This is a genomic window from Pseudomonas kermanshahensis (assembly GCF_014269205.2).
In the GTDB taxonomy this organism is placed as follows: Bacteria; Pseudomonadota; Gammaproteobacteria; order Pseudomonadales; family Pseudomonadaceae; genus Aquipseudomonas; species Aquipseudomonas kermanshahensis.
The window spans coordinates 1,421,228-1,446,247 of the sequence record NZ_JABWRY020000001.1 but is presented as its reverse complement, the minus strand read 5'-3'; the positions used below and the strand labels follow the sequence as shown (position 1 = coordinate 1,446,247).

Below are 25,020 nucleotides of genomic sequence, written 5' to 3'. Positions count from 1 at the left end.
GAGCGGGCTTGCCCCGCGAAGAGGCCGACACAGGCAAACATACCCCCAACAACGACAAAGGCCACCCGAAGGTGGCCTCTGTGCGCGTGGGGGGTGAAGCGTATTACTTCTTGGCTTCCCAGCCAGTCAGCTCGGCCAGGGCCTTGCCGATGTCGGCCAGCGAACGCACGGTTTTAACACCTGCGTCCTGCAGCGCAGCGAACTTCTCGTCCGCAGTGCCTTTGCCGCCAGAGATGATGGCGCCAGCGTGGCCCATGCGCTTGCCCGCAGGTGCGGTAACACCCGCGATGTAGGAAACGACAGGCTTGGTGACGTGGGCCTTGATGTAGGCCGCGGCTTCTTCTTCAGCCGAACCGCCGATCTCACCGATCATGACGATCGCTTCGGTCTTCGGGTCTTCCTGGAACAGCTTCAGGATGTCGATGAAGTTGGAGCCTGGGATCGGGTCACCGCCGATGCCGACGCAGGTCGACTGGCCGAAACCGGCGTCGGTGGTCTGCTTAACGGCTTCATAGGTCAGGGTGCCGGAACGCGAAACGATACCGACCTTGCCTGGCAAGTGAATGTGACCTGGCATGATGCCGATCTTGCACTCGCCTGGGGTGATGACGCCTGGGCAGTTAGGGCCGATCAGGGTAACGCCCAGCTCGTCGCACTTGACCTTGGCATCCAGCATGTCCAGGGTAGGAATGCCTTCGGTGATGCAGACGATCAGCTTGATGCCGCCGAAGGCCGCTTCCAGGATCGAGTCTTTGCAGAACGGAGCCGGAACGTAGATGACCGAAGCATCAGCGCCAGTCGCTTCCACAGCTTCCTTGACGGTGTTGAACACCGGCAGGCCCAGGTGGGTGGTGCCACCCTTGCCTGGGGTAACGCCGCCGACCATCTTGGTGCCGTAGGCGATGGCTTGTTCGGAGTGGAAAGTACCCTGCGAGCCGGTGAAGCCCTGGCAGATGACTTTGGTGTCTTTATTGATCAGGACGCTCATTACTTGCCCTCCGCAGCTTTGACAACTTGTTGAGCAGCGTCGGTCAGGCTGGTTGCCGCAATGATGTTCAAACCGCTTTCTGCCAGTACTTTAGCGCCCAGTTCGGCGTTGTTGCCTTCGAGGCGAACGACGACCGGAACTTTAACGCCGACTTCTTTCACTGCACCGATGATGCCTTCGGCAATCATGTCGCAGCGAACGATGCCGCCGAAGATGTTGACCAGAACGGCCGCGACATTGCTGTCGGACAGAATGATCTTGAAGGCTTCGGTAACGCGCTCTTTGGTAGCACCACCACCTACGTCGAGGAAGTTGGCTGGCTTGCCGCCGTGCAGGTTGACGATGTCCATGGTGCCCATGGCCAGGCCGGCACCGTTGACCATGCAGCCGATGTTGCCTTCCAGGGCCACGTAGTTCAGCTCGAAGCTGGCAGCGTGGGCTTCACGAGGATCGTCCTGCGACGGGTCGTGGAAGGTTTTCAGCTTAGGCTGACGGTACATGGCGTTTGCGTCGATGTTGATCTTCGCATCCAGGCAGTGCAGGTCGCCGTCGGCCTTGATGACCAGCGGGTTGACTTCCAGCAGGGCCAGGTCGTGTTCTTTGAACAGCTTGGCCAGGCCTACGAAAATCTTGGCGAACTGTGCAACTTGCTTGCCTTCCAGACCCAGCTGGAATGCCAGTTCACGACCCTGGAACGGCTGAGCGCCGACCAGCGGATCGATAGTAGCCTTGATGATCTTCTCAGGAGTTTCGTGAGCGACTTTCTCGATGTCCACGCCACCTTCGGTGGAGGCCATGAACACGATGCGGCGGCTCGAGCGATCGACTACAGCGCCCAGGTACAGCTCTTTGGCGATGTCAGTGCAGGATTCGACCAGGATCTTGGTCACTGGCTGACCGTTGGCGTCGGTCTGGTAGGTTACCAGGCGCTTGCCCAACCATTGCGCAGCGAACGCCTTGGCGTCTTCCTTGCTGCGAACCAGCTTGACGCCGCCCGCTTTACCGCGACCACCTGCGTGAACCTGGGCTTTAACAACCCACTCGGAACCGCCGATCTTGTCGCAAGCTTCTGCTGCAGCTTCAGGGGTATCGACAGCGAAACCCTTGGAAACTGGCAGGCCGTATTCAGCGAACAGCTGCTTACCCTGATACTCGTGAAGATTCATGCTTTTTACCGTCTTCGTTAGGTACTGCGCTTCGGCGCTGCGCCATTGCTGGCGCCGCACCACCTGTGACCGTTAACCCCGGGTTATCCCGTGTAGTCCGATCCGGCGGACTTTCCGCGGTGAGTCATGCACGCAAGACTCACGACGGGCAGCCCGCCGTGGTTTCTTATAATTAACGCTTCTTACGGTTGGCCACGTGAATGGCGCCGCCATTCACTGCCAGCGCTGCTTCATGCAACGCTTCGGACAGGGTTGGATGGCTGAAGACCATCATGCCCAGATCCTCGGCACTGGTGCCGAATTCCATTGCGATTGCGCCCTGCTGTACCAGTTCGGCAGCCGATGGGCCAATCACGTGCACACCCAGTACGCGGTCGGTCTTGGCGTCAGCGATAACCTTGACGAAACCACCGGTGTCGTTGGCTGCCATCGCACGGCCGCTGGCCGCGAACGGGAAGGTGCCTACGTTAACCTCAACACCCTCGGCCTTCAAGGACTGTTCGGTCTTGCCGACCCACGCGATTTCCGGGTGGGTGTAGATCACCGATGGGATCAGGTCGTAGTTCATCTGGGCCTTGTGGCCTTTGATGCGCTCGACAACCATGATGCCCTCTTCCGAGGCCTTGTGCGCCAGCATCATGCCACGTACCACGTCACCGATGGCGAACACGCCCGGCACGCTGGTAGCGCAGTGATCGTCGACGAAGATGTAGCCACGTTCGTCGATGGTGACGCCGCTGTCGGAAGCCAGCAGATCAGTGGTCACTGGACGACGGCCGACCGCAACGATCAGCTTGTCGAAGGTGATCTTCTGTTCGCCTTCGGCATTGGTGTAAGTCACTTCGACTTCGTTGCCGTTGACTTTCGAGCCGGTGACGCGAGCGCCCAGCTTGATGTCCAGGCCTTGCTTGGTCAGGGTCTTCTGGGCTTCTTTCGACACGGCGGTGTCGGCAGCCATCAGGAAGGTGTCCAGGGCTTCCAGGACGGTGACTTCAGCGCCCAGGCGAGCCCATACAGAGCCCAGCTCCAGGCCGATCACGCCAGCACCGATCACACCCAGACGCTTTGGAACCGACTGGAATTCCAGGGCGCCGGTGGAGTCGACGATGACGTTCTGGTCGACCGGAGCCGGCGGAATGTCGATCGGACGCGAGCCGGAGGCCAGGATCACGTTGTCGGCTTCGATGATTTCGGTGGTGCCGTCAGCTTTGGTGACTTCGACTTTCTTGCCGGCCAGCAGTTTGCCGTGGCCCTGGATCGAAGTTACGCCGTTAGCCTTGAACAGGGTAGCAACGCCACCGGTCAGGTTCTTGACGATGCCAGCCTTGCGGCCAACCATCGCGGCGACGTCCATCTTCACTTCGCCAGTGGAGATACCGTGGACGTTGAAGCTCTCTTTGGCTTCCTTGTATTTCCAGGAGCTGTCCAGCAGCGCCTTGGACGGGATGCAACCTACGTTCAGGCAGGTGCCACCCAGGGCCAGTTTGCCCTCGGCGTCGGTGTATTTCTCGATACAGGCAGTCTTCAGACCAAGTTGGGCAGCCTTGATGGCAGCCACATAGCCGCCAGGACCTGCACCAATCACCACTACGTCGAATTTCTGGGTCATAAAAGATTCCTTATCAGCTACAAGCTACAAGCCGCGAACCGCGCGGCCCCGCCTCTTTCGAAGCCAGGGGCCGAACGGTACGCAGCCAGAGGGTTAGATGTCCAGCAGCAGGCGAGACGGATCTTCCAGCAGGTTCTTGATGGTGACCAGGAAGGTTACCGCTTCCTTGCCGTCGATCAGGCGGTGATCGTACGACAGCGCCAGGTACATCATCGGGCGGATGACCACTTGACCATTGATGGCCATCGGGCGCTGGATGATGTTGTGCATGCCGAGAATGGCAGCCTGCGGCGGGTTGACGATCGGGGTCGACATCATCGAACCGAAGGTACCACCGTTGGTGATGGTGAAGGTGCCGCCGGTCATTTCTTCGATCGACAGTTTGCCATCACGGGCCTTCTTGCCGAAGGTGGCGATGCCGTTCTCGATTTCAGCCAGGCTCATCGACTCGGCGTTACGCAGCACCGGTACTACCAGGCCACGGTCGCTGGAGACGGCAACGCCGACGTCGGCGAAACCGTGGTAGACGATGTCGTTGCCGTCGATCGAGGCGTTCACAGCCGGGAAGCGCTTCAGGGCTTCGGTGGCAGCCTTGACGAAGAACGACATGAAGCCCAGGCGTACGCCGTTGTGGGTCTTCTCGAACAGGTCCTTGTACTTCGAACGCAGGGCCATGACTTCGGTCATGTCGACTTCGTTGAAGGTGGTCAGCATCGCCATGTTGGACTGGGCTTCAACCAGACGCTCGGCGATCTTGGCTCGCAGACGGGTCATCGGCACGCGCTTCTCGGTACGATCGCCAGCGGCGGTCACAACCGGGGCAGCAGCGGCAGCGGCAGGCTTGGCAGCCGGCGCAGCAGCAGGTGCAGACTTCTTGTTGGCGACTGCAGCGACAACGTCTTCCTTGGTGACGCGACCGCCTTTGCCGGTGCCGGCAACGGTAGCCAGGTCGATGCCGTTCTCTTCAGCCAGCTTGCGTGCGGCAGGCGCGGCAACCGGGTCGTCTTCGCCAGCATCGGCGGCAGCGGCAGCCGGGGCAGCAGCGGCCGGAGCAGCAGCAGGCGCAGCGGCAGCGCCACCTTCAACGATCGAACCCAGCAGCTCGTCGGACAGGACGGTGTCGCCCTCGCCCTTGACGATGTCACCCAGCACGCCATCGGCGGTGGCCAGGACTTCCAGGACGACTTTGTCAGTCTCGATGTCGACGATCAGCTCGTCACGCTTGACGGCGTCGCCCGGCTTCTTGTGCCAGGTGGCAACGGTGCCGTCGGCGACCGATTCCGGGAAGGTTGGGGCTTTGATCTCGATAGCCATTATCAGTGTTTCCTTAAATTCGGTTTCAGGTGCGCGAAGGCGTTAAACAGTGAAGGCGTCTTGCAGCAGTTTTTCCTGCTGTTCGGCGTGCTTCGAAGCGTAACCACAGGCTGGCGCGGCAGAGGCGTCGCGGCCGGCGTATTCCAGGACCAGTGCCTTGTTGTGGCGGCCCAGGATACGGCGCATGTGGTGCTGGCTGCTGTACCAGGCGCCCTGGTTCATCGGCTCTTCCTGACACCAGACTGCATGCTTGAGGTTGGTGTACGGCGCCAGGATTTCGACCAGGTCGTCTTCCGGGAACGGGTACAGCTGCTCGATACGCACGATGGCGATGTCTTCGCGGCCTTCGGCACGGCGTTTTTCCAGCAGGTCGTAGTAGACCTTGCCGCCACACAGCACCAGGCGCTCGACCTTGGCTGGATCCTGGGTGTCGATTTCCGGGATCACGGTCTGGAACGAGCCTTCTGCCAGGTCTTCCAAGGTCGAGACGGCCAACTTGTGGCGCAGCAGCGACTTCGGCGTCAGGACGATCAGCGGCTTGCGCAGCGGACGGATGACCTGGCGACGCAGCAGGTGGTAGATCTGAGCCGGGGTGGTCGGTACGCAGACCTGAATGTTGTGCTCGGCGCACAGCTGCAGGTAACGCTCCAGACGCGCGGAGGAGTGCTCCGGGCCCTGCCCTTCATAGCCGTGCGGCAGCAGCATGGTCAGACCGCACAGACGGCCCCACTTGTGCTCGCCGCTGGTGATGAACTGGTCAATCACCACTTGCGCGCCGTTGGCGAAGTCGCCGAACTGGGCTTCCCAGATCACCAGCGCGTTCGGCGTGGTGGTCGAGTAGCCGTATTCGAACGCCAGTACCGCTTCTTCCGACAGGAAGGAGTCGTACAGGTCGAAGCGCGGCTGGCCTGGGAACAGGTTCTGCAGCGGCACGTAGGTGCTGGCGTCCTTCTGGTTGTGCAACACCGCGTGGCGGTGCGAGAAGGTGCCACGGCCGATGTCCTGGCCGGTCATGCGGATCGGGTGACCTTCGAACTGCAGGGTGGCGTACGCCATGGTCTCTGCATAACCCCAGTTGATCGGCAAGCCACCGGCCTGCATCTTCTGGCGATCTTCGTAGATCTTCGACACCTGACGCTGAACCACGAAACCTTCTGGCAGCTCGAGCAGCTTGGCCGACAGGTCTTGCAGGGTCTTGAGGTCGAAGCGGGTGTCGTGACGCGCGGTCCAGGCATGGCCCAGGTACGGACGCCAGTCGACGAACAGCTCGCGGTTCGGCTCCTTGACCAGGCTCTTGACCACGTGCAGGCCGTTGTCCAGGGCGTTGCGGTACTCGTCGATCTTGGCCTGAGCACGCTCGGCATCGATGCGACCGGCCTGGATCAGCGCTTCGGCATACAGCTCACGGGTGGTGCGCTGCTTGCTGATCTGCTGATACATCAGCGGCTGGGTACCGTTCGGCTCGTCGGCCTCGTTGTGGCCGCGGCGGCGGTAGCAAACCAGGTCGATGACCACGTCACGCTTGAACAGCATGCGGTAATCGATGGCCAGCTGGGTCACGAACAGCACGGCTTCCGGGTCATCACCGTTGACGTGCAGGATCGGCGCCTGAATCATCTTGGCAACGTCGGTGGCGTACTCGGTGGAACGCGAGTCCAGCGGGTTGCTGATGGTGAAACCAACCTGGTTGTTGATTACGATGTGCACGGTACCGCCGGTCTTGAAACCGCGGGTCTGCGACATCTGGAAGGTTTCCATCACCACGCCCTGGCCTGCGAACGCAGCATCGCCGTGGATCGAGATCGGCAGCACCTTGTCGCCAACGGTGTCGTTGCGGCGGTCCTGACGGGCGCGCACCGAACCCTCGACCACTGGCGAAACGATCTCCAGGTGGGACGGGTTGAACGCCATGGCCAGGTGAACTTCGCCACCGGTGGTCATCACGTTGGAGGAGAAGCCCTGGTGATATTTCACGTCACCGGAGCCCAACTCGTTCATCTTCTTGCCTTCGAACTCGTCGAACAGCTCGCGCGGGTTCTTGCCGAAGGTGTTGACCAGCACGTTCAGACGGCCACGGTGGGCCATGCCGATCACGACTTCCTTGGTACCGTAGGAGCCGGAGCGCTGGATCATCTCGTCCAGCATCGGAATCAGGCTTTCGCCGCCTTCCAGGCCGAAACGCTTGGTGCCTGGGTATTTGGTGCCCAGGTACTTCTCAAGGCCCTCACCGGCCGTGACGCGCTCGAGCAGGTGAGCCTGCACGTCAGCGGAAAACTCCGGACGGCCGCGCACGCTTTCAAGGCGCTGCTGGAACCAGCTGCGCTGCTCGGAATCGACGATATGGGTGAACTCGGCGCCAATGGTGCGACAATATGTCTTCTGGAGCGCCTCGGAGATCTCGCGTAGGCTCGCTTCCTCTTTGCCGATGAACAGGTCGCCGGCACGGAAGGTCGTATCAAGATCGGCATTGGTCAAGCCGTAGTGATTGATCGACAGGTCTACGGGCGCAGGGCGCTGCCACAACCCCAACGGGTCGAGCTTGGCAGCCTGATGGCCGCGCATACGATAGGCCTGGATCAGTCGCAGAACTTCAACCTGCTTCTTCTCGTGTTCACTGCTCACGCTCCCGGCGGATACCGGTTGGGCGCGGCGCTGGTTCTTTGCCAGCAGTACGAAATGGTCGCGGATTGTCGAGTGCGATACATCGGTAGCGGTGCTGCCGTCGGCTGGCAACTTCTGGAAGTAAGTGCGCCACTCTTCTGGCACAGCGTTAGGGTCGTGCAGGTAAAGCTCGTAGAGCTCTTCCACATATGCAGCGTTACCACCTGAAAGGTGGGCGCTTTCCCACATGCGCTGCATCACGCTTTCTTGCATGCTTGGTCACCCTCGGTTAGGGGACGATCGGCGAGAGCCACAGCAAACCTGGAAAAGTCCGAACACAGCGACTGAACCACGCCACTTGGATCTTGCTGATTTTCCGGGTACCAGCCCGGAAAGCCCCTGCTGGTCTCATATCTTCATAGGTAATGAGCGCGGGCTTTGTGGGCCCTTGCTCGAGTTTTACCTCAGTGCGGGCTCACCACCCGCACCTCGGCTTACTGCAGGTACAACGCTTTGAATCAGGTACCGCTTTGCAGGAGCATGTTACGTACGTGACCGATTGCCTTGGTTGGGTTCAGACCCTTAGGGCAAACGTTTACGCAGTTCATGATCCCACGGCAGCGGAAGACGCTGAACGGGTCATCCAGGGACGCCAGGCGCTCCTGGGTCTTGGTGTCACGGCTGTCGGCCAGGAAGCGATAGGCCTGCAGCAAGGCAGCGGGGCCCAGGAACTTGTCTGGGTTCCACCAGAACGACGGGCAAGAAGTCGAGCAGCAAGCGCACAGGATGCACTCGTACAGACCGTCCAGCTTGTCACGCTCTTCTGGCGACTGCAGACGCTCGATGGCCGGAGCCGGGGTGTCGTTCTGCAGGAATGGCTTCACCTTCTCGTACTGCTTGTAGAAGATGCTCATGTCGACGACCAGGTCACGAATGACCGGCAGGCCCGGCAGCGGGCGCAGCACCAGCTTGTTGCCCTTGACCACGCCCGACAGCGGGGTGATGCAGGCCAGGCCGTTCTTGCCGTTCATGTTCATGCCATCGGAACCGCACACGCCTTCACGGCAGGAGCGACGGTACGAGAAGCCCTCGTCCTTTTCCTTGATCAGTGCCAGTACGTCCAGGACCATCAGGTCCTTGCCGCCGGTATCGACGTCGAACGACTCCATCTTGGGCGCCGAGTCGGTGTCGGGGTTGTAACGATAAACTTCGACTTTCAACATAGCAGCCACCCTTAGTAAGTCCGGATTTTAGGCTCGAAGGCCGGCACGGTCTTCGGCGCAAAGTTGACGCCGCGCTTGGCAACGCGCTTCTCACCCGGGTAGTACAGGGTGTGGCACAGCCAGTTTTCGTCGTCACGGTCTTCGAAGTCTTCACGGGCGTGAGCACCGCGCGACTCTTTACGGGCTTCGGCCGCAATGGCAGTAGCTTCGGCAACTTCCAGCAGGTTCTGCAGCTCCAGCGCTTCGATACGCGCGGTGTTGAAGGCCTGGGACTTGTCGTTGATCTTCACGTTGGCGATGCGGTCACGCAGGCCAGCCAGCTGCTCGATACCCTTCTGCATGTATTCGCCAGTACGGAATACACCGAAGTAGTTCTGCATGCAGCTTTGCAGCTCGCGCTTCAGGCTTGCCACGTCTTCGCCAGTGGTACGCTCGTTGAGCTTGTTCAGGCGGTTCAGGGCAACATCGACGTCGGTGTCGCTGGCATCGCGGTACTCGACGCCTTCGGTCAGCGCCTTTTCCAGGTGCAGGCCGGCAGCACGGCCGAACACGACCAGGTCGAGCAGCGAGTTACCGCCCAGGCGGTTGGCGCCGTGGACCGATACGCATGCCACTTCACCTACGGCGAACAGGCCCGGAATGATGTGGTCCTTGCCTTCGGCGTCCATGGTGATGGCCTGGCCATGAATGTTGGTGGCAACACCACCCATCATGTAGTGGCAGGTCGGCACGACCGGCACCGGCGCGACCACTGGGTCGACGTGGGCGAAGGTCTTGGACAGTTCGCAGATACCTGGCAGGCGGCTGTGCAGCACTTCCTCGCCCAGGTGGTCCAGCTTCAGCAGTACGTGGTCCTTGTTCGGGCCCACGCCGTTGCCGGCGATGATTTCTTTGACCATGGAACGGGCAACAACGTCGCGGCCGGCCAGGTCTTTCGCGTTCGGCGCGTAACGCTCCATGAAGCGCTCGCCGTGGGCGTTGATCAGGTAGCCACCCTCACCGCGGCAACCCTCGGTGACCAGTACACCGGCGCCGGCGATGCCGGTTGGGTGGAACTGCCACATTTCGATGTCCTGCACCGGTACACCGGCACGCAGGGCCATGCCGACACCGTCACCGGTGTTGATCAGGGCGTTGGTGGTCGAGGCGTAGATACGACCCGCACCGCCAGTAGCCAGAACGGTGGCCTTGGACTTGATGTACAGGGTTTCGCCGGTTTCGATGCAAATGGCGATCACACCAACGAACGCACCGTCCTGGTTCTTCACCAGGTCAACGGCGTAGTACTCGTTGAGGAAGGTGGTGCCGGCTTTCAGGTTGCCCTGGTACAGGGTGTGCAGCAGCGCGTGACCAGTACGGTCGGAAGCGGCGCAGGTACGAGCAGCCTGGCCACCCTTGCCGAAGTCCTTGGACTGGCCACCGAACGGACGCTGGTAGATACGGCCGGTTTCGGTACGCGAGAACGGCAGGCCCATGTGGTCCAGCTCGAAGACCGCAGCCGGGCCTTCCTGACACATGTATTCGATAGCGTCCTGGTCACCGATGTAGTCGGAACCTTTGACGGTATCGTACATGTGCCAGCGCCAGTCATCGTTCGGGTCGGCCGAAGCGATGGCGCAGGTGATGCCGCCCTGGGCGGATACAGTGTGCGAACGGGTCGGGAAGACCTTGGTCACTACGGCAGTCTTGTGACCACCTTGAGCCAGCTGCAGCGCTGCGCGCATGCCGGCGCCGCCGCCACCAATAATGATGGCGTCGAAGGAAATAGTTGGAATGCTAGCCATGGATCAGATACCCCAGAGAATCTGCACACCCCAGACGAAGTAAGCGAACATCGCAACGCCGCATACCGCCTGGAACAGGAAACGAATCGCAGTTGCCGACTTGCCGAACGCCATTGGCGTCAGGTAGTCGGTGGCAATGGTCCACATGCCGACCCAGGCGTGAGCGCCCAGGGCAACGAGGGCCAGCAGACTGAAGATCCGCATCGCGTTGTTGGAGAACAGACCGTGCCACTGGGCATAGTCGATACCTGGGTGGGCTACGACGTAACCGATCAGGAAGAGGAAGTAAGCCGCGAGAACGACCGCAGAGACGCGCTGTGCCATCCAGTCATAGAGGCCCGAACGCGACAGGTTCGTGACATTGGTTACCATACCCAAACTCCCACCAGAACGATCACCACCACGGAGATGACAATCACGATTTTCGAGCCCAGTTTGCCGCCTTCCAGCGTCTCACCGATGCCCATGTCCATGATCAGGTGGCGAACACCTGCCACCAGGTGATACAGCAGGGCGGACAGCAGGGCCCAGGTCACCAGTTTGGCCAGCGGACTGGTCAGACACGCCTTCACCTCACCGAAGCCTTCCTCGGAACCCAGGGACTTGCCCAATGCATAAAGCATGATGACCAGGCCGAGGAACAGGATGACGCCGGAGATACGGTGCAGAATGGACGTGTACGCGGTGATCGGGAGCTTGATGGTCCTTAGGTCTAGGTTTACAGGTCGTTGGCTTTTCACGGCTTTTTTCACACTGAAGAGCCCCTAGCGAACAGGGCAAAGTTGTTGGTAAGTGTACTGGTCAGGTACCCACCACCCAGGGAACGGCGACCCCCAGCAGTTCGGGCTTGCAAGCCCCTGGCGGTCGGGTGCCGAGTATAGACAGTTAGGCTGCTTATGACAACGTGATGGGGTAGCCCAAATAGCGCATTGCCTTTGGCGAGCAAAAGGCGTAAATGGGCGACAATTTCGAGAAAAATCAGGCCTCAGGCCCCGTTTCAACCAGCCTTTAGGCAAATTGACATCTGAATTTATCCCTCTATAGTGGTGCGGGCCCTGCGTGGGGGGTCTGTCTGATGATTTCAAGCATTAATAGGAGGCCACATGGCTGACAAAAAAGCGCAGTTGGTCATCGAGGGCGCTGCCCCCGTCGAGCTGCCCATTTTAACCGGCACCGTTGGTCCTGATGTAATCGACGTCCGCGGGTTGGGGGCCACTGGTCACTTCACCTTCGACCCTGGTTTCATGGCGACTGCCTCGTGCGAGTCGAAGATCACCTACATCGACGGCGACAAGGGTATTCTGCTGCACCGCGGCTACCCCATCGAACAGCTCGCCGAACAATCGGACTACCTCGAAACCTGCTACCTGCTGCTCAACGGCGAACTGCCGAATGCCGAGCAGAAGGCCCAGTTCGTCAGCACCGTGAAAAACCACACCATGGTTCACGAGCAGCTGAAGTCCTTCTTCAACGGTTTCCGCCGCGACGCTCACCCCATGGCGGTGATGTGCGGTGTGGTCGGCGCCCTGTCGGCGTTCTACCACGACTCCCTGGACATCAATAACCCGCAACACCGCGAAATTTCCGCGGTGCGCCTGGTCGCCAAGATGCCGACCCTGGCCGCGATGGTTTACAAGTACTCCATGGGTCAGCCGATGATGTACCCGCGCAACGACCTGTCGTACGCGGAAAACTTCCTGCACATGATGTTCAACACCCCGTGCGAGATCAAACCGATCAGCCCGGTGCTGGCCAAGGCAATGGACCGGATCTTCATCCTCCACGCCGACCACGAGCAGAACGCCTCCACCTCCACCGTACGCCTGGCAGGCTCCTCGGGTGCCAACCCGTTCGCCTGTATCGCCGCCGGTATCGCCGCATTGTGGGGCCCTGCCCACGGCGGTGCGAACGAAGCCGTACTGACCATGCTCGATGAAATCGGCGATGTCTCGAACATCGACACCTTCATCGCCAAGGCCAAGGACAAGAACGATCCGTTCAAGCTCATGGGCTTCGGTCACCGCGTTTATAAAAACCGCGACCCACGCGCCACCGTGATGAAGCAGACCTGCGACGAAGTCCTGCGCGAGCTGGGCATCAAGAACGACCCGCAGCTGGAACTGGCCATGCGCCTGGAAGAGATCGCCCTCACCGATCCTTACTTCATCGAGCGCTCGCTGTACCCGAACGTCGACTTCTACTCGGGGATCATCCTCAAGGCGATCGGCATTCCGACCAGCATGTTCACCGTGATCTTCGCCCTGGCGCGTACCGTCGGCTGGATCTCGCACTGGAAAGAAATGCTCTCCAGCCCGTACAAGATTGGCCGCCCGCGCCAGCTGTACACCGGCGAGCAGAAGCGCGACATCGTCGCCCTGACCGACCGCAAGTAAGCTCCTCGAGCCGAACGCAAAAAGGCTGCCCTCGGGCAGCCTTTTTTATTGCCATCTGCTCGATCCGATGCGGCGTCGCGGGAGCAATTGTCTTGCCTAAATTTTGAAAGTTTGCGCGATTACTGTGGGAGCGGGCTTGCCCCTCGAACACCGGCAAAGCCGGTGCCATTCACCGCGCCGCCCCATTCGCGGGGCAAGCCCGCTCCCACAGAGGCCGAAGCCTGCCTGAACTTCAGTTTTTTTCAGCCCGCTCACGCAACCCTTTCAGGGTATTGAACGGCGCATCGACCACGAACTTGTTAGCCACCATCGCCGGCACACTGCCGCCCGGCTCGGTGTGCACCTGGTAGGTCACTTCTGTCGTGTCACCCTTGGGCACCAACTTCCAGAAGCCCTCGACTTTCGCCACCCGCACGAACCCCTTCTCCTCCGGGAGATAGGTCGGCTCTTCCTTCAGGTTACGCGTCAGGCTACCGTCCGCCTCCTTGACCGTGGTGATGTGCAGCACCGAGTCCCGCGGGGTGACCGGCCATGGCGTGTTGAACTGGGTGTAGGTCCAGCTCTGGTCACCTTCGTGCTTGAGCAGCTTCTGCGACTTGCACTCATGAATCCAGGCACACGCCCCGGCTACGTCCTCTTGCAGCGCCTCGACCTTGGCCAGCGGCGCCTTGATCACGGTAACGCCGCGGTAGGCCTTGTACTTGGAGCCCGCCACTTCACTGGTGGAAACCTTGATCCCCTCCTCGTCCTTGGCCACCTGCCAGTTCTCGGCCCAGGCAGCGGGCGCCAACAACACACCCATGCCACACAGCAGTGCAATACGCTTGAACGATCTCATCATCTTTATCCTTATTGTCGAAGATCCAGCCTGTCACGCCGCCGTCATCTGCTCCCACCAACCGAGAATCCTGATTGCCTCATCGCGATCACTGCCGCACACCTCGATGTCTGCCTTGAACCCACCGCACACCGCCGGCCGCTCGGGCTTGCCGAACAGGTCGCAGAGGTTGTCGACGGTCAGGTGCAGGCAGCGCTCGCCGGCCGGCTTGCCTTGGGGCATGCGCGGCATTGCAGAGCTGATGGACGGGGCGATGCAGCAAGCACCGCAACCCTCACGACAGTTCATGGTTATTCACCAAAATCAGGTCTCCCTGGAGCAAAACGGGACGAACGTCACCGGATAGTAACCGCTCAAACATGCGTTTGAAATTGCTGGCCCGACGAAATATGCCGTGACCCAGCAGTCAGTTGTCTGGCTATTGGCGGTATTCGAATTCGATGGCCGCCCCTTCCACATCGCGGCGGCTTTCATTGCGTAATTGAAGTTGCATTTCGTTGCTGATCAAGCGGCCATTGAGCTGGAACGGGCTTTCATCGCTCTGCGGCTTTTCAGTGAACATGGCCGGCAGCAAAGGTTTGCGTCGCGTGGGCGAACTGCCCACATTCGGTTCAAGGTCGTTGACCATGTCGACAGGCAAACTCAGATCCAGCGCGGGCTTGGGCAACGGTGTAGCCACCGCCTTGCTGACCGGCTTGTGCGCCGTACGCTTTTTGGCAGGCTTGGCAGCTTTGCCAGCCGCCTGTTTCGACACAGGCTTGGCCACCGGCTTTTTCACGGGTTTGGTTTGGGAAGCCTGCGCCTGGCCGGCAGGCTGCACAGCCTGGGCGACGCCGCTGAAACAGCAGATCGGCACCAGGCAAAAACTCAGAGCGATACAGCGCAACAGTTTCATGGACATCGGCAGTCAGGCTGGAAAATGCATATGCTCCCTGTTCCGCCTGCGCCTGACAAGCCTACAAAAGTGAACCTGTAGTCTCTCTGCACAATTGCTGGGCCAAAAGCCCCAGGGTAATCACCGCCCGCTCGGCCTCTTTGTTCCACGGGATGCCGCAGTTAAGCCGGATGCAGTGGTTGAATTGCTCGGTGTTACTGAAGATCAACCCCGGCGCGATACTGATGCCCTGCTCCAGCGCCCGCACATGCAGGTCCTGGGTATTGACCCGCCCCGGCAGGCTCACCCAGAGAATGAACCCGCCGGTAGGCCGGGTCATCTGCGTGCCTTCTGGGAAGTGCTGCTGCACCGCCAACTGGTAAGCACTGAGGTTCTTGCGGTACTCCTGGCGGATGTAGCGCAGGTGCCGGTCATAGCCGCCGTTCTCCAGGTAAGCGGCCACCCCCATCTGCGTCACGCTGCAGGCCGAATGAGTGGTGAAGGTCTGCAGGCGCTGGATTTCGTCCTGGTACCGCCCCGCCACCATCCAGCCGACCCGCACCCCCGGCGACAAGGTCTTGGAAAAGCTCGAGCAATAGATCACCCGGTCCAGCCGGTCGAACGCCTTCAGCGCCTTGGTCTTGCCTTGTTCGAACATCAATTCGCCATAGATGTCATCTTCGACGATCTGGATATCGAAGTCCGAAGCCAGGCGCAGCAACTGTTTTTGCCGCTCCTCAGGGATGGTGCCGCCCAGCGGGTTGCTCAGGCGCGACGTCAGCACCAACGCCTTGATCGACCACTGGTTGGCGGCCAACTGCAAGGCTTCCAGGCTGATCCCGGTGGACGGGTCGCTTGGAATTTCGATCACTTTCAGGCCCAGCAGGTCAGCCAACTGCAGCAAACCGTAGTAAGTCGGCGACTCGGCGGCGATCAAGTCCCCCGGGCGGGTCAGCACGCGCAGCGACATCTGCAAGGCATCGACGCAGCCATGGGTCACGATGATTTCACGCGGATCGACCAGCACACCGGCATCGCGCATGCGGATGGCGATCTGTCGGCGCAGCGGCTCGAAGCCTGGGCTGAACATGTAACTGAACGCACGTGGGCTATGGAAGCGGGTCACTTTGGCAATCTGCTGGTGCAGGGCGCGCACCGGCAGGTAATCCACATGAGGCACCGCAGCACCGAACGGAAACACGCCGTCGCGGCGCGCTTCGGTCAACACCTGCTGAATGATGCTGGCCCGGGTCACCAGGCCAGGGCGCTCTACCCGGGCGATATCCGGTGTTTGCGCGGTCAGGGCGGGGGTCTGGTGAACGTAGTAGCCCGACTGCGGGCGCGCGCGGATCAGCCCCTGGTCTTCAAGATTAGCATAGGCCTGCAGCACCGTGGCGTGGCTGACATTGAGCTGGGCGCTCATCTTGCGCACGGAGGGCACGCGCTCACCCGGCTGGTAGACACCGCGACGGATGTCCTCGGCCAGTTGCTGGGCGATACGCTGGTAAAGCAGCAGGTTGGTCATGGCGATATCTCGACGCGCGGACGGGCTCGTTATTGTTGTGCGACTCACTGACGGTAGAGAATACCGTAACAGTTGCGAAGTGTACTGGGACAGATTGCAGAATAGCCAACATTACAATGCCAGGACAGCATCCAGACAAGCGAGCCGGCCCGCTCACCGGTAATTGGCAGACAACCAAGGGGGCTGGGCTGGTGAGCGGGCTAACCTGTGGGAGCGGGCTTGCCCCGCGAACACCGGCGAAGCCGGTGCCATGCATCGCATCGCCCCATTCGCGGGGCAAGCCCGCTCCCACAATGACCAGGCTCAATCACCTACAACAAGGACCATCCGCCAGCGAGATCAACGCGCTGGGGCGAGCTTGCCCTTGTCGTCAGAAAAGACGATTTCCACCCGGCGATTCTGCGCCCTGCCCCGCTCCGAGGCATTGGCTTCGATCGGGTACTGGTCACCATAGCCTTCAACCTGCAGACGCTTTTCGTCGATGCCCAGGTCCACCAGCATGTCAGCCACCGCCTGCGCGCGATCACGCGAGAGCTTCAGGTTGTCTTCCGGGGCGCCGGTGCTGTCGGTGTAACCCTCGATACGCACCACACGGCGCGGGTTGAGCTGGAGAAACTGCACCAGTTTGAGCACCGTACGGCTGGCCGAATTCTTCAGGTCGGCACGCCCGGTATCGAACAGCACATCGCCCAAGGTCATTACCAGACCACGGTCCGTCTGCTCCGAAGCCAATGCGGCAATCTGCGACTCGACCCACTTGCCTTGCTGCTGCACGCTGGCAAGCTTCGCTTCACGCAGCGCCAATTGCAGGCGTTGGCGCTCCAGGTCGAGCTTGGCCAGGCGCTCCTGGTTCAGCGCAAGCTTGGCATGTTCGCTGGCAATTTCGCTGTAGCGCTGGCTCAGGTAGGCGTAGTGGCGCACATCGGTACCGGTGCCGATATAACTGGACAGGCGCTCGGCCCGCGCCAGCGATTCACCGGCACGAATCACATCGCGCGGCGCACTGCGCAGCACGTCGGAGTCGTCTTTTACCTTCTGGAAGGTGGCACTGGCTTCATCCAACGCCGCCTCGCTGCGATGGCTGGCGCACCCGTGCAAGCCTGCCGTCAACGCCAGCAACACCAGCGCCGTCATGGGTGTATGGCGCATCATGGCTGCACCTCCAGCTGTTTGCGCAGGCGCGTAACCCGCGATTGCAGCACTTGCAGCTGCTCTTCACTCTTCTGGTTCAGCACCTGGGCCTCGGCCAGGCGTGCATCCAGTTCGGCCTGCTCGGCACGCATGCGCGCATCGCGAAAATCTTCGGTAAGCATGTTGGTCTTGGCCCGGGCAAGCTTGTCTTCGGCCAGCTTCAGCGCCTCGACCTGCTCGGTGGCGCCAACGGCCTTGGCCTGTTCCAGCGCCTGCTCAGAAATGCGCAGCTGCTCGTTCGGCGCCGGGTCGTTGGCGCAACCCGCCAGGCCGAGCATGGCCAGAGCAAGGAATAGTGGTTGGATTCTCACGCAATCTTCCTAATGTTTGGGGGCGTCCAGCGGCACCTGCATCTGCGCCTTCCAGCGCTCGACATTTCGTTGCAGCACAGCCTCGGACGCACCGGAGATCGGCAATTCTGTCAGTTTTTTCGCCAGTTGCCCACGCAACCAGCTGTCATTGCACGCCGAGTTGTGCGACACGGCCAGGTACAGCCCTGGGCGATCGACTGGCAGGCCGCGGGCAATCAGGTCGTTGCTCATGCCCAGGCTCTGGGTCATGGCCATGCCGGAGTAGCGCCCGGCGAGCACATAGTCCACCTGCCCCAGCACCAGTTTCTGGAATGCCTGGGTCAGGTTTTGCGCAGGCTGCAACTTCAGATGGGCTTTGGCGAACGCTTCAAAGGCCGGCGTGAGACGCGCGCGCTCAGACAAACTGCCGTGGTACTTGGCCAGGTCTGCCGGGCCCTCGAAGGCCAGCTCGGCGTCATGCCGCGTCCAGACCAGGTATTCGTTCAACTGCAACGGCGGGTGGATGTAGTCCAGTGCGGTCAGCTGGCCGACCTGCAGGGGCGTATCGAGCAGCAGGTCCATTCGCCCACTGCGCACTTCTTCCAGCGCCTGGTCACGTCGCCCTGCACTCAGCACGTCCACCTTCACACCCAGCTCACTGGCCACCTGCTGCAACAGGTCGACATTGGCGCCGATCAGGTGCTTGGGGTCTTTCGGGTCCTGCCAGGAATACGGGGGCGCATCGGGGCTGCCGGTCGCGACCAAACGTTCGCACTTGCCTGCCGCCATCGCGACGGGCGCCAGCAAGGCCGCCATGCATGCCAGTACCCCGCCTGCTTTGCGCAGCACCATTGCTCACTCCTTGTATTGCTTGGCCCGGCCCATCAGGTACACGCCGCACCTGTAGGAGCAGCCTTGTGCGGCGAAAGGGCCGGCATGACCAACAAATTTTTGTGGCTGTGACTGCCTCTTCGCAGCACAAGGCTGCTCCTACAGGAACCGCGACAAGCACTGCATCGGAAAAGGCCATAAAAAAACCCGGCCCTCAGTACGAGGGCCGGGCTTCTTTATAAGTGAAGCAGGCGGATCAGACCAGCTTTTCCAGCTCCGGAACCGCTTCGAACAGGTCAGCGACCAGGCCGTAGTCGGCCACCTGGAAGATCGGCGCTTCTTCGTCCTTGTTGATCGCAACGATCACTTTGGAGTCTTTCATGCCGGCCAGGTGTTGAATCGCGCCGGAGATACCGACGGCGATGTACAGCTGCGGTGCGACGATTTTGCCGGTCTGGCCGACCTGCATGTCGTTTGGCACAAAGCCTGCGTCGACTGCGGCGCGCGAGGCACCGACGGCTGCGCCGAGCTTGTCAGCCAGGCTGTACAGGTGCTTGAAGTTGTCACCGTTGCCCATGCCACGGCCGCCGGAAACGACGATCTTGGCAGCGGTCAGTTCTGGGCGGTCGGACTTGGCCAGCTCTTCACCGACGAAGGTGGAGATACCGGCGTTGTGCGCAGCGCCAACAGTTTCGACAGCAGCGGAACCGCCTTCTGCAGCAACGGCGTCAAAACCGGTGGTACGCACGGTGATGACCTTGACCGCAGCGCTCGATTGCACGGTGGCAATGGCGTTACCGGCATAGATCGGGCGCTTGAAGGTGTCGGCCGATTCAACCGAGATGATCTCGGAGATCTGGTCGACGTCCAGCAGTGCGGCGACGCGCGGCAGGATGTTCTTGCCGTTGGTGGTGGCCGGGGCCAGCACGTGGCTGTAGCCCTTTGCCAGCTCGACGATCAGCGGCGCGACGTTTTCTGGCAGGACGTGGGCGTAGGCTGCGTTATCAGCAACCAGTACCTTGGCAACACCCGCGATCTTGGCAGCAGATTCGGCAACGCCGCCGACGTTCTGGCCAGCGACCAGCACGTGCACATCACCACCGATCTTGGCGGCTGCGGCGACAGTGTTCAGGGTGGACGGGGCTACAGCACCGTTTTCGTATTCAGCGACAACCAGGATAGTCATTTAGATTACCTTCGCTTCGTTCTTCAGCTTCTCGACCAGTTCGGCCACCGACTTGACCTTGATACCTGCGCTGCGTGCAGCCGGCGCTTCGACTTTCAGGGTCTTGTTGGTGGAAGCGAGCGATACGCCCAGCGCGTCTGGCGTAACGGTCTCCAGCGGCTTCTTCTTGGCCTTCATGATGTTCGGCAGCGACGCGTAGCGCGGCTCGTTCAGGCGCAGGTCGGTGGTGACGATCGCTGGCAGGCTCAGCGATACGGTCTGCAAGCCGCCATCGATTTCACGGGTGACGTTCAGCTTGTCGCCAGCGACTTCAACCTTGGAGGCGAAGGTGCCTTGGGCGTAGCCGGTCAGCGCAGCCAGCATCTGGCCGGTCTGGTTGTTGTCGCTGTCGATGGCCTGCTTGCCGAGAATGACCAGCTGTGGCTGCTCTTTGTCGACAACGGCTTTCAGCGCCTTGGCCACGGCCAGCGAATTCAGCTCATCAGCGGCTTCGACCAGAATGGCACGATCGGCACCCAGTGCCAGCGCAGTACGCAGCTGCTCCTGGGCAGTGGTCGGGCCGACGGAAACGACGACGATCTCGGTCGCAACGCCCTTCTCTTTCAGGCGTACGGCTTCCTCAACGGCGATTTCGCAGAAGGGGTTCATGGACATCTTGACGTTTGCAAGGTCGACGCCGGAGTTGTCCGCTTTGACGCGAACCTTGACGTTGTAGTCGACCACTCGTTTGACAGCTACAAGAACCTTCATGGATTCCTCGTTACTCTCCGGTGAATAGAAAGTCGCCTGGGGACATGCCCGGCGATGCGCGTGGGTACAAGGGCACCTCTAAAAACGTACCGGGAGAAGCAAACTTCAAGGTGACCGAGCAGTCTTGTCGCGACGCTTGCGGCAAATACCCGCGGGTCATTTTCTGTGGTGGCGTGTAAACTCCACTACATACCGTGAATTGGCCCGAAAGCCTTACTCCACACCTGGTCTTTAGAGGTGTACCTGCGCCCGGCGGTAAGCCTACGGCGAACGTAAAACCGCTCGTATCTTGACCGCAACACCCAATCCGGTCAATACGGCAAATCGGTCACCCTCCAGCCGTACGCCTGTGATTTTACTGGCCTGCGGCAAATTCAAACAAACGTTTGTATTGGACCCGCCAAGTGGTGTAGATATAATGCGCGGCCAAGACAAAACGGTGTAGTCCATCCTCTGCGCTGCTACAGCTCCGCTCCCGTGAAGCGCGGTGCGCATGATCACCCCACACCCATAAGACAAAGCAACAGCACGAGCCTTGATGAGTAGGAGAGAACCAGTGGAACGCGAATACATGGAATTCGACGTGGTCATCGTCGGCGCCGGCCCGGCGGGGCTGTCCGCCGCCTGCCGCCTGAAGCAGAAGGCCGCCGAAGCCGGTAGCGAGATCAGCGTCTGCGTGGTCGAAAAAGGCTCCGAAGTCGGTGCGCACATCCTCTCCGGCGCGGTGTTCGAGCCGCGCGCACTGAACGAACTGTTTCCTGACTGGAAGGCACTCGGCGCGCCGCTGAACACCGAGGTCAAGCGTGACGATATCTATGTGCTGAAGGACGCTGGCAGCTCGACCAAGGTCCCCGACCTGTTCGTGCCCAAGACCATGCACAACCACGGCAACTACATCATCTCCCTGGGGAACCTGTGCCGCTGGCTGGCCCAGCAGGCCGAAAACCTGGGCGTTGAAATCTACCCAGGCTTCGCTGCCCAGGAAGCGCTGTTCGATGAAAACGGCGTGGTGCGCGGCATCGTCACCGGCGACCTGGGTGTCGACCGCGAAGGCAACCCGAAAGACGGCCTGTACACCCCTGGCATGGAACTGCGTGCCAAGTACACGTTGTTCGCCGAAGGTTGCCGCGGCCATATCGGCAAGCAGCTGATCAAGCGCTTCAACCTCGACAGCGAGTCCGACGTCCAGCACTACGGCATCGGCCTCAAGGAAATCTGGGAAATCGACCCAAGCAAGCACGAGCAGGGCCTGGTGGTGCACACCGCAGGCTGGCCACTGGACGTGATGAGCGCCGAAAACACCGGTGGTTCGTTCCTGTATCACCTGGAAAACAACCAGGTGGTGGTAGGCCTGATTGTCGACCTGTCCTACAGCAATGCCTACCTGTCGCCGTTCGATGAGTTCCAGCGCCTGAAGCACCACCCTGTGATGAAGCAGTACCTCGAAGGCGGCAAGCGCATCAGCTACGGCGCCCGCGCCATCTGCAAAGGCGGCCTCAACTCGTTGCCGAAGATGGTATTCAACGGTGGCGCATTGATCGGCTGCGACCTGGGCACCCTGAACTTCGCCAAGATCAAGGGAAGCCACACCGCAATGAAATCCGGCATGCTCGCCGCAGAAGCGGTCGCCGATGCGTTGATCGCAGGCAGCGAGGGCGGCGACGCACTCACTACTTATGTCGATGCCTTCAAGGCCAGCTGGCTGCACGAAGAGCTGTTCGCCAGCCGTAACTTCGGCCCGGCGCTGCACAAGTTCGGGCCTATCCTGGGTGGTGCGTTCAACTACATCGATCAGAACTGGTTCGCCGGCAAGCTGCCCTTCACGCTGCACGACACCAAGCCCGATTACGCCTGCCTCAAGCTCGCGGCCGACTCGAAAAAGATCGACTACCCGAAACCGGACGGCAAGCTCAGCTTCGACAAGCTCAGCTCGGTATTCCTCTCCAGCACCAACCATGAAGAGGAACAACCCTGCCACCTGAAGCTGACCGACCCGAACATCCCGATCGCCAGCAACCTACCGCTGTACGACGAGCCGGCCCAGCGTTACTGCCCTGCCGGCGTGTACGAAGTGGTCAGCCAGGATGACGGCAGCAAGCGCTTCCAGATCAACGCGCAAAACTGCGTGCACTGCAAGACCTGCGACATCAAGGACCCCGCCCAGAACATCACCTGGGTAACCCCTGAAGGCGCCGGCGGGCCGAACTACCCGAACATGTAAGGCCCCCTGCCCTTGCGGCACTAAAAAGCCCCCGCCTCGTCAGAGCCGGGGGCTTTTTGCTGCCTACCTGCATCAGGCAGTGCGTACTTCTTCGAACAGTTCCGGGTGGCGATCCAGCAGTTTGAACAGTTTGACCAACGCCACGGGTGGCCTGGTTTTACCGTTTTCGTAACGGGAGAACGCATTGACGCCACCCCCGAAGATCTCCCCTGCTTCACGCTGGTCGAGATCGAATTTCTTGCGCACTGAGACGATGAAGCCCGGGTCGACCGCCGCAGCGTTGACCTGGCGATTGAACGCCGACATCAGGTCACTGATGCGCAAAGCTTCATCATGGCTCAGCACTGCCTCACCACAGGCAGCACAGTAGTCGCCACTGACATTCGGAATAAGGGTCGCTTCACCCTTGTATCGATAGGGCATGTCCTGAGTGTCGGGCGCAAGCTCCGCACCGCCGCAGATTGGACATCTCATGGTTACATCTCCTTGAAAGACACGATGAGAACGTCGTCCACCACAGACAGTTTGAGGTACACGTACCCCTTGACCGTAAGCGGACGATAAACATCCTGCCAAACGCGATGATCAACGTAGCTGGTTATGCTTTTGTAAAAGTCTCTGCGCTCCAAGCCATTGATGACATCGAGCATATCCGGGTATTCCATCCCCAGTGCCTGGGCGTCTCGCAACGAGGCGGTAGTCGGGCTGATACGTCCAGCACTGACCAATGCCCTTATCCGCTGCAGCGGACAGTGAGGCGTTCTCTTTTCCATGAGAAATTAACCTTCCAGGTTAAATTTGGCTAATAGGTTATTCCAATAGCCCCCACCCGGAAGTCTGCCTCACCACTTGCCAGCCGCTAGTGGCTCATTTGTCACCGCACATGATTGGCATGGGCTCCGCCGCAAACGCCAAGGGCTCGCGACGCCCGAAGTACAGGGCAGTGAGCAGCCCCACCATGCCCATGATCAGACAAAACCCGACACACACCCATGGGCTCCACGGCATCAAGGCGATCAGCGCCAGCGGCGTGGTGCTGGCCCACAGGGCATAGGCGACGTTATAGGTGAAGGAAATGCCCGACACCCGGATCTGCGCAGGGAACAGCCCGACCATCACCGACGGCACCACGCCCACCACGCCACAGCACAGCCCTGCCACGGCATAAGCCAGCCAGGTTGCGCCCCACTGGCCCACCAGGCTTGCATACAACACACCGATGCCCAGCGGCAGCAGCAGGCTGTAGATCATCAGCGCTCGCCAGGCGCCCAGGCGATCGACCAGCAGGCCGGCCAGCACACAACCGATATTAAGGAAGACAATACCCGCACTGCTGAGGGCAAAGGTGTGCCCGGCAGTCATGCCAAAACGCTGTTGCATCACCGTCGGCGTGATCACCACCAGCACCACCACCGCCGACGTCAGCACACAGGTCAGCAGCGCCGCGGGGATCAGCGCCCGGCGATGCTCGCCCAGCACGCGCCGCAGCGGAAACGCCACCGGCTGCTCCTGGCGCTCGCGCAAGGCCAGGAACACGGGCGTTTCACTTAGCCACCGGCGCAGCCACACGCCTATCACGCCAAACACCCCACCCAGCAGGAAGGGGTAGCGCCAGGCATGGTCGAGAATTTCTTCGGGGGTGAACACCTGCGCCAGCAGCGTGGCCGTCAGTGCGCCCAGCAAGTAACCGAAGGTAAGCCCAGCCTGCAAGAAGCCCAGGGCATAGCCCCGTCGCCCAGGTGGCGCATGCTCGGCAACGAACGTCCAGGCACTGGGCACTTCGCCGCCGACAGCCGCCCCCTGCAGAATGCGCAGCGCCAGCAGAATCAACGGCGCGGCGTAGCCGATATCGGCGTACGTCGGCATCACACCGATCAGCAGGCACGGCAGGGCCATCATCAGGATGCTCAGGCTGAACACCCGCTTGCGCCCCAGATGATCGGCGAAATGCGCCATCAGGATGCCGCCCAGTGGCCGCGCCAGGTAACCGGTGACGAAGATCCCGAAGCTTTGCAGCAGGCGCAGCCATTCAGGCATTTCTGGCGGGAAAAACAGCTTGCTGAGGGTCAGGGCGAAGAACACGAAGATGATGAAATCGTAGATTTCCAGCGCGCCACCCAGTGCCGCCAGGCCCAAGGTCCGGTGGTCGCCACGGCTGAACCGTGGCGGGCGAGCGGTATCGATGGCAGTCATGGCAGAGTCCGCAGATCGGCAAAGGGCAAGAGGATAGCAAATA

23 protein-coding genes are annotated in these 25,020 nt (G+C 60.8%); 2 read left to right on the top strand and 21 right to left on the bottom strand.

Going from position 1 to position 25,020, the window contains the following annotated elements; all coding sequences use genetic code 11:
- Positions 1-103: 103 nt before the first annotated feature.
- The 9 genes from sucD to sdhC all read right to left on the bottom strand — a co-directional run bounded on the left by sucD (position 104) and on the right by sdhC (position 11,437).
- Positions 104-988 (bottom strand): succinate--CoA ligase subunit alpha, encoded by an 885-nt coding sequence (gene sucD / locus HU764_RS06680; RefSeq protein ID WP_003254203.1) that lies wholly within the window; start codon positions 986-988, stop codon positions 104-106.
- Positions 988-2,154, bottom strand: coding sequence for an ADP-forming succinate--CoA ligase subunit beta (gene sucC, locus HU764_RS06675; RefSeq protein ID WP_008091914.1), 1,167 nt, complete (start codon positions 2,152-2,154; stop codon positions 988-990). Before sucC ends, sucD begins: the two co-directional genes overlap by 1 nt.
- A 172-nt stretch (positions 2,155-2,326) precedes the next feature.
- Positions 2,327-3,763: a dihydrolipoyl dehydrogenase gene (lpdA, locus tag HU764_RS06670; RefSeq protein ID WP_027592872.1), complete on the bottom strand. Its 1,437-nt coding sequence runs from the start codon at positions 3,761-3,763 to the stop codon at positions 2,327-2,329.
- A 93-nt stretch (positions 3,764-3,856) separates the two neighbouring features.
- Complete coding sequence (gene odhB / locus HU764_RS06665) at positions 3,857-5,077, bottom strand: 2-oxoglutarate dehydrogenase complex dihydrolipoyllysine-residue succinyltransferase (protein ID WP_027592873.1); 1,221 nt, start codon at positions 5,075-5,077, stop codon at positions 3,857-3,859.
- A gap of 42 nt (positions 5,078-5,119) precedes the next feature.
- Entirely contained in the window at positions 5,120-7,951 is a 2,832-nt protein-coding gene (locus HU764_RS06660; RefSeq protein ID WP_186703923.1) for a 2-oxoglutarate dehydrogenase E1 component, read from the bottom strand.
- 245 nt (positions 7,952-8,196) lie between these two features.
- On the bottom strand, positions 8,197-8,901 hold the full coding sequence (locus HU764_RS06655) for a succinate dehydrogenase iron-sulfur subunit (protein ID WP_008091906.1): 705 nt from the start codon (positions 8,899-8,901) through the stop codon (positions 8,197-8,199).
- Positions 8,902-8,912: 11 nt separating this feature from the next.
- Positions 8,913-10,685 (bottom strand): succinate dehydrogenase flavoprotein subunit, encoded by a 1,773-nt coding sequence (sdhA, locus tag HU764_RS06650; protein ID WP_027592875.1) that lies wholly within the window; start codon positions 10,683-10,685, stop codon positions 8,913-8,915.
- A 3-nt stretch (positions 10,686-10,688) separates the two neighbouring features.
- Positions 10,689-11,057: a succinate dehydrogenase, hydrophobic membrane anchor protein gene (gene sdhD / locus HU764_RS06645; protein ID WP_027592876.1), complete on the bottom strand. Its 369-nt coding sequence runs from the start codon at positions 11,055-11,057 to the stop codon at positions 10,689-10,691.
- Complete coding sequence (gene sdhC / locus HU764_RS06640) at positions 11,051-11,437, bottom strand: succinate dehydrogenase, cytochrome b556 subunit (RefSeq protein WP_186703924.1); 387 nt, start codon at positions 11,435-11,437, stop codon at positions 11,051-11,053. Before sdhC ends, sdhD begins: the two co-directional genes overlap by 7 nt.
- A gap of 351 nt (positions 11,438-11,788) precedes the next feature.
- Between sdhC and gltA the strand changes: the two genes are divergently transcribed.
- Positions 11,789-13,078: a citrate synthase gene (gltA, locus tag HU764_RS06635; protein WP_027592878.1), complete on the top strand. Its 1,290-nt coding sequence runs from the start codon at positions 11,789-11,791 to the stop codon at positions 13,076-13,078.
- A 232-nt stretch (positions 13,079-13,310) separates the two neighbouring features.
- Here gltA and HU764_RS06630 read toward each other — a convergent pair whose 3' ends face one another.
- The 9 genes from HU764_RS06630 to HU764_RS06590 all read right to left on the bottom strand — a co-directional run bounded on the left by HU764_RS06630 (position 13,311) and on the right by HU764_RS06590 (position 20,563).
- Positions 13,311-13,916, bottom strand: coding sequence for an START domain-containing protein (locus HU764_RS06630; protein ID WP_027592879.1), 606 nt, complete (start codon positions 13,914-13,916; stop codon positions 13,311-13,313).
- Positions 13,917-13,949: 33 nt separating this feature from the next.
- Positions 13,950-14,204: a YkgJ family cysteine cluster protein gene (locus HU764_RS06625; RefSeq protein ID WP_027592880.1), complete on the bottom strand. Its 255-nt coding sequence runs from the start codon at positions 14,202-14,204 to the stop codon at positions 13,950-13,952.
- 130 nt (positions 14,205-14,334) lie between these two features.
- Positions 14,335-14,811: a hypothetical protein gene (locus HU764_RS06620; RefSeq protein ID WP_186703940.1), complete on the bottom strand. Its 477-nt coding sequence runs from the start codon at positions 14,809-14,811 to the stop codon at positions 14,335-14,337.
- A gap of 61 nt (positions 14,812-14,872) precedes the next feature.
- Entirely contained in the window at positions 14,873-16,315 is a 1,443-nt protein-coding gene (locus HU764_RS06615; protein ID WP_027592882.1) for an aminotransferase-like domain-containing protein, read from the bottom strand.
- Positions 16,316-16,654: 339 nt separating this feature from the next.
- Positions 16,655-17,467: an OmpA family protein gene (locus HU764_RS06610; protein ID WP_027592883.1), complete on the bottom strand. Its 813-nt coding sequence runs from the start codon at positions 17,465-17,467 to the stop codon at positions 16,655-16,657.
- Positions 17,464-17,817, bottom strand: coding sequence for a DUF4398 domain-containing protein (locus tag HU764_RS06605; protein WP_027592884.1), 354 nt, complete (start codon positions 17,815-17,817; stop codon positions 17,464-17,466). Before HU764_RS06605 ends, HU764_RS06610 begins: the two co-directional genes overlap by 4 nt.
- Positions 17,818-17,826: 9 nt before the next feature.
- Complete coding sequence (locus tag HU764_RS06600) at positions 17,827-18,648, bottom strand: substrate-binding periplasmic protein (RefSeq protein WP_186703925.1); 822 nt, start codon at positions 18,646-18,648, stop codon at positions 17,827-17,829.
- Positions 18,649-18,883: 235 nt separating this feature from the next.
- Positions 18,884-19,813: an electron transfer flavoprotein subunit alpha/FixB family protein gene (locus HU764_RS06595; RefSeq protein ID WP_027592886.1), complete on the bottom strand. Its 930-nt coding sequence runs from the start codon at positions 19,811-19,813 to the stop codon at positions 18,884-18,886.
- Positions 19,814-20,563 carry an electron transfer flavoprotein subunit beta/FixA family protein gene (locus HU764_RS06590; protein WP_027592887.1) on the bottom strand — a complete coding sequence of 250 codons (750 nt, stop codon included), beginning with the start codon at positions 20,561-20,563 and terminating at the stop codon, positions 19,814-19,816. It lies immediately after the preceding gene.
- A gap of 538 nt (positions 20,564-21,101) precedes the next feature.
- Here HU764_RS06590 and HU764_RS06585 point away from each other — a divergent pair.
- Positions 21,102-22,784, top strand: coding sequence for an electron transfer flavoprotein-ubiquinone oxidoreductase (locus HU764_RS06585; RefSeq protein WP_081717456.1), 1,683 nt, complete (start codon positions 21,102-21,104; stop codon positions 22,782-22,784).
- Between the two features lie 72 nt (positions 22,785-22,856).
- Here the strand turns inward: HU764_RS06585 and HU764_RS06580 are convergent, their stop codons facing one another.
- The 3 genes from HU764_RS06580 to HU764_RS06570 form a co-directional block, all read right to left on the bottom strand.
- Positions 22,857-23,258: a type II toxin-antitoxin system MqsA family antitoxin gene (locus HU764_RS06580; protein WP_027592889.1), complete on the bottom strand. Its 402-nt coding sequence runs from the start codon at positions 23,256-23,258 to the stop codon at positions 22,857-22,859.
- Positions 23,259-23,260: 2 nt separating this feature from the next.
- Positions 23,261-23,557, bottom strand: a complete 297-nt coding sequence (locus tag HU764_RS06575; RefSeq protein ID WP_186703926.1) for a type II toxin-antitoxin system MqsR family toxin — start codon at positions 23,555-23,557, stop codon at positions 23,261-23,263.
- Between the two features lie 94 nt (positions 23,558-23,651).
- Positions 23,652-24,977 (bottom strand): MFS transporter, encoded by a 1,326-nt coding sequence (locus HU764_RS06570; RefSeq protein ID WP_099454840.1) that lies wholly within the window; start codon positions 24,975-24,977, stop codon positions 23,652-23,654.
- Positions 24,978-25,020: the final 43 nt, after the last annotated feature.

Bases quoted from the DNA above. Each gene is read 5' to 3' on its own strand.
- sucD (WP_003254203.1), bottom strand. From the start codon at position 988: ATGAGCGTCCTGATCAATAAAGACACCAAAGTCATCTGCCAGGGCTTC.
- sucC (WP_008091914.1), bottom strand. From the start codon at position 2,154: ATGAATCTTCACGAGTATCAGGGTAAGCAGCTGTTCGCTGAATACGGC.
- lpdA (WP_027592872.1), bottom strand. From the start codon at position 3,763: ATGACCCAGAAATTCGACGTAGTGGTGATTGGTGCAGGTCCTGGCGGC.
- odhB (WP_027592873.1), bottom strand. From the start codon at position 5,077: ATGGCTATCGAGATCAAAGCCCCAACCTTCCCGGAATCGGTCGCCGAC.
- HU764_RS06660 (WP_186703923.1), bottom strand. From the start codon at position 7,951: ATGCAAGAAAGCGTGATGCAGCGCATGTGGGAAAGCGCCCACCTTTCA.
- HU764_RS06655 (WP_008091906.1), bottom strand. From the start codon at position 8,901: ATGTTGAAAGTCGAAGTTTATCGTTACAACCCCGACACCGACTCGGCG.
- sdhA (WP_027592875.1), bottom strand. From the start codon at position 10,685: ATGGCTAGCATTCCAACTATTTCCTTCGACGCCATCATTATTGGTGGC.
- sdhD (WP_027592876.1), bottom strand. From the start codon at position 11,057: ATGGTAACCAATGTCACGAACCTGTCGCGTTCGGGCCTCTATGACTGG.
- gltA (WP_027592878.1), top strand. From the start codon at position 11,789: ATGGCTGACAAAAAAGCGCAGTTGGTCATCGAGGGCGCTGCCCCCGTC.
- HU764_RS06630 (WP_027592879.1), bottom strand. From the start codon at position 13,916: ATGAGATCGTTCAAGCGTATTGCACTGCTGTGTGGCATGGGTGTGTTG.
- HU764_RS06625 (WP_027592880.1), bottom strand. From the start codon at position 14,204: ATGAACTGTCGTGAGGGTTGCGGTGCTTGCTGCATCGCCCCGTCCATC.
- HU764_RS06620 (WP_186703940.1), bottom strand. From the start codon at position 14,811: ATGAAACTGTTGCGCTGTATCGCTCTGAGTTTTTGCCTGGTGCCGATC.
- HU764_RS06615 (WP_027592882.1), bottom strand. From the start codon at position 16,315: ATGACCAACCTGCTGCTTTACCAGCGTATCGCCCAGCAACTGGCCGAG.
- HU764_RS06610 (WP_027592883.1), bottom strand. From the start codon at position 17,467: ATGATGCGCCATACACCCATGACGGCGCTGGTGTTGCTGGCGTTGACG.
- HU764_RS06600 (WP_186703925.1), bottom strand. From the start codon at position 18,648: ATGGTGCTGCGCAAAGCAGGCGGGGTACTGGCATGCATGGCGGCCTTG.
- HU764_RS06595 (WP_027592886.1), bottom strand. From the start codon at position 19,813: ATGACTATCCTGGTTGTCGCTGAATACGAAAACGGTGCTGTAGCCCCG.
- HU764_RS06590 (WP_027592887.1), bottom strand. From the start codon at position 20,563: ATGAAGGTTCTTGTAGCTGTCAAACGAGTGGTCGACTACAACGTCAAG.
- HU764_RS06585 (WP_081717456.1), top strand. From the start codon at position 21,102: ATGAGTAGGAGAGAACCAGTGGAACGCGAATACATGGAATTCGACGTG.
- HU764_RS06580 (WP_027592889.1), bottom strand. From the start codon at position 23,258: ATGAGATGTCCAATCTGCGGCGGTGCGGAGCTTGCGCCCGACACTCAG.
- HU764_RS06575 (WP_186703926.1), bottom strand. From the start codon at position 23,557: ATGGAAAAGAGAACGCCTCACTGTCCGCTGCAGCGGATAAGGGCATTG.
- HU764_RS06570 (WP_099454840.1), bottom strand. From the start codon at position 24,977: ATGACTGCCATCGATACCGCTCGCCCGCCACGGTTCAGCCGTGGCGAC.